Origin of the sequence: Methylobacterium sp. WL18, assembly GCF_008040015.1 — a bacterium.
GTDB classification, from domain to species: domain Bacteria; phylum Pseudomonadota; class Alphaproteobacteria; order Rhizobiales; family Beijerinckiaceae; genus Methylobacterium; species Methylobacterium mesophilicum.
Genome location: NZ_VRVD01000525.1, coordinates 1 through 3,298, shown reverse-complemented (window position 1 = coordinate 3,298; position 3,298 = coordinate 1). Strand labels below are relative to the sequence as shown.

The following is a 3,298-nucleotide window of genomic DNA, read 5'->3' as shown; positions in this document are numbered from 1 at the left end:
CCGCTGGCCGCCGCGCTGCCGGCCACATCGTTCTGGCGGATGCCCCGGGAGACCCGTAGCGACGACGGCCGCTCCCGGGTGCTCACCACCTTCGAGGACACGCCGTTCTATTCCCGCTCCCTGCTGGCCTCCACGCTCGGCGGCGAGCCCGTGCGGGCGGTGCACGAGAGCCTCTCCCTCGACCGCTTCCGCAACCCGCTGGTGCAGCTGATGCTGCCGTTCCGGATGCCCCGGCCGTATCAGGGGTGATTTTTTCGGGGGGGATGCGTTCGGTTTGGGGGGATGCTCGATAGCGCACCCCGTCATTCCGGGGCCGCGAAGCGGAGCCCCGGAATGACGGGGTGTAGGTTCGACATCACGTCTTGAATGCGATCGCACCGGACGGCCGAAGCGCAGCCATGTTCAGGTCGTGCTCGCTCTCCCATCGCGTCAAGACAGAACCATCGGCCCCGAACCACCCACCCTCGACCGCATTCTAAGGTGCCGCAGCGAAGCGGAGGCCCCGAAGGAGCCCTCCGGATAGCTCGGCGATCCCTGGACGCCTCCTTCGCGGCTGCTGCGCAGCAGCTCAGGATGACGGAGGGGGTTCGAGTATCGTCGGATTGTCAATGCAGCCGTAGCAACCCCGAATTCTATTTCACCAACACCAAGCGCATCAAGACCTCATCGTAGTATCGGCCCTCGATTTTCAGCGCACGTTCTTCGAACCCGTAACAATTGAAGCCAACCCGGGCATAGAGATTCATCGCATGCTCGTTCGCTGCACCGACGGCCAAGGTCAGTTCCTCCACCAGATTGGTGGAATGCTCGATCACGCGGGCAACCAGCGCTGATCCGAGGCCCATACAACGCGCTTCGGGTCGCACGTACATTCCCCACAGCACACCCTTGTGGCGTGTCTTGATCGTCTCTGGGATGTACAACCCGGCGATACCGTCGAGGTCGGACCGGCTCTTGCGTCGTATGCCGAAGACGGTACCGCTCTCCAGGCGGGGTCGAAAATCCTGTGGACTTTGGCGCGCCTCATCCTCGTAGGATGCGCCGAACGCTTCGGGATGCCTGCGCAATCCGTCCAGCCGGAGCTCACGAAAATTTGCCGCATCTTCTGCGCCAAGGCGCAGGACGGTGAAGGGCGTTGCGGTCATACTGCCAGCGTGTGCCCCCGGGCCGCCGCCCGCACCGTGTCGGCGGTGACGTTGACCCAAGCGTCCCCATCTGGCGCCAGGACCGCGTTTAGCCAATCCGCTACGATCCTGTAGCCGAGCGTATAGCCGAGCCAGCGCGGGTAGCGGCCACCGCGCCCGTAGAACCAGGCACCGTGATCGTGATTCAAGCCCGAGAGCGCGGCGAAATCCGGTGGATTTTCCGCTAGCTCGGTGTCCGAGACGGCGGATTCCCAAAGCTCGGGCGGCGTGCCGAACAGGTGGCTTACGAACTGGCCGGCCAAGCCTTCGCTGACCAGTGCCTCGCCCAGCGTCGTGCCATAGCCCGGACCTCCCATGCGCAGGCAGTGACGCACCTCGTGCGCCACCGTTCTGCGAATGTCGCCACCGCGCAGGGATGTCTCGAAGTTCGGGTTGTCGGAAGCGAGCGTCAGGGCAAACAGGCTCGGCCGATAGGCGCGCCCTACGGTGCCCATCTCGGGGATCGTCTCGCCCGGGCGGCGGTCCACAAGGATGTCGAGGATTGGCACGGGCATGAGACCCGCAATCGCGTCGCGGGCGATCTGGATCTCCGCTGCGATGGTATCGCGCCAGGGGCGTAGATCGCCGGAGGCTTCAAGCCAATGAACGTGCCAAGACATCGAGAAGCCTCGCTTGGTCTGGTTGGTCCGTTACGATCGATCTAAGCGGCTGTCCGTCCGTTTTGCCATCCTCGCCTGGTCCTGAGGCGACGCAGCGAATGGGCGGTCTCAAGTCAGCCCGGCGCTGCCGGGAGACCTCCTGCGCAGACAGTTGACGAGGGCGCGTCAGGATGAAGGAGCGGATTGGGATCTCCGTGGATCGGACCTGTCCCTGAAGGGCATGGGCGGTCGAAAGGCTCATCCGCGTGCCCGCTACAATCGGCCCAAAGCCTTCGCCTGCGGCGCGTAGAAACTCTTCCAGAGCGAGATGCCCCTCGCCCAGGAGGGCATGTCCTCCACATGGACCGATGCGCACTCGTGCGCGTAGGCCTTCGCCTTCTCGAACTCGCCCCAGGCTTTGACGAAGTGATCGACAACGGGGTTGCCGGTCTCGACGCTCGATGCCGCCCGTCCCTTGTGCTGTGCTGTCGCGAGGCCCTGATACCGGACCTGCGCCGCAGCGCGCTTCTGCGCCCAGTCGAGGGAGGCCATCTCCTCCGGGCCGGCTCCGTCCAGGACGGCGACCGTCGCCTTGGCGGCCGCAGCCGGATCGGTGCCGCGGGGGTCGGCAGCCTTGGTCGCGCGCGCCTCGATCGACGCCATTTCGGCTTTCGCCGCCTTGACCTCCGTATTCGAGAACAGGCCGCCGTGATCGGTGGCGATGGCGTAGAGGGCTCGACGGTCCAGGATCTGGATGCGGATCGTGCCGTGCCAATCCTGGTCCGAGGTGCCGGCATCGGCCGCCTTGCCCAGCTTCCGATAGCCGGCATCCAGGAATTTCCGGGCCTCGACGGCGACCTGGGAGGCGGATTTCTCGCCCGGGTTCGTCGCGGTGGTCGAATGCGTGGATGTCGCCCTGGCGTGTCGATCCCAGCTTGTCGGCGTGGCCGATTTCGCCGCCCCCGCGTGGGAGCGGGAGGAACTGCCGACATATCTCAGGAGCGCCGAAAACATGGTGATTCTCCCGCGAATATTTTCGGCTATCAATTAGCCGCGTCCAAGCTTAGGCCGAGGAAAATTCTCGGATGATCTTGGCGTATGAGAGCCAAAGGGATGATTTTCAAAGCAGCGTGGCGAGATGGCAATCTGAGGACTTGATGTCATCGGGGCACGACATGGCTTCGGCGTCAAGAAGGACGCCGCACCGTCATTGCGAGCGCAGCGAAGCAACCTCGGGAAACATCACATTCGGAGATCGCGCGCCGCACTGGGTTGCTTCGCCGCGCTCGCCATGACGGCGAGAGGCGTTCAGGGACGGCCCAAAAACTCAGGCCGGAGCGGACCGGCGTCCGCCCGGAAATCCCCACGGGCGGATCCGTTCGGCGATGCAGGCCAGGGTCGCGAGGCCCAGCGCCAGCCCCAGCGGGAATCCCGTCAGGCCTGCGCCTTCGCGCAGGAGCGCGAACAGCGGCGTCGCCAGCAGGAGCGCGCGCTCGTGGCGGCGCAGGCCGCCGG

At 65.3% G+C, this 3,298-nt stretch carries 3 protein-coding genes and 2 pseudogenes; 1 reads left to right on the top strand and 4 read right to left on the bottom strand.

Annotated features, from left to right (window positions below; translation table 11 throughout):
• Nucleotides 1-249 (top strand): annotated as a pseudogene (locus FV228_RS24345) (carotenoid 1,2-hydratase); the annotation flags it as partial.
• A gap of 383 nt (nt 250-632) precedes the next feature.
• Here FV228_RS24345 and FV228_RS24335 read toward each other — a convergent pair.
• The 4 genes and pseudogenes from FV228_RS24335 to FV228_RS24320 form a co-directional block, all read right to left on the bottom strand.
• Nucleotides 633-1,145 carry a GNAT family N-acetyltransferase gene (locus FV228_RS24335; protein WP_147856916.1) on the bottom strand — a complete coding sequence of 171 codons (513 nt, stop codon included), beginning with the start codon at nt 1,143-1,145 and terminating at the stop codon, nt 633-635.
• On the bottom strand, nt 1,142-1,804 hold the full coding sequence (locus FV228_RS24330; protein WP_147856915.1) for a DUF2268 domain-containing putative Zn-dependent protease: 663 nt from the start codon (nt 1,802-1,804) through the stop codon (nt 1,142-1,144). Before FV228_RS24330 ends, FV228_RS24335 begins: the two co-directional genes overlap by 4 nt.
• Nucleotides 1,805-2,056: 252 nt before the next feature.
• Nucleotides 2,057-2,797 carry a hypothetical protein gene (locus FV228_RS24325; protein WP_147856914.1) on the bottom strand — a complete coding sequence of 247 codons (741 nt, stop codon included), beginning with the start codon at nt 2,795-2,797 and terminating at the stop codon, nt 2,057-2,059.
• 313 nt (nt 2,798-3,110) lie between these two features.
• Nucleotides 3,111-3,298, bottom strand: a pseudogene (locus FV228_RS24320) (DUF2029 domain-containing protein); the annotation flags it as partial.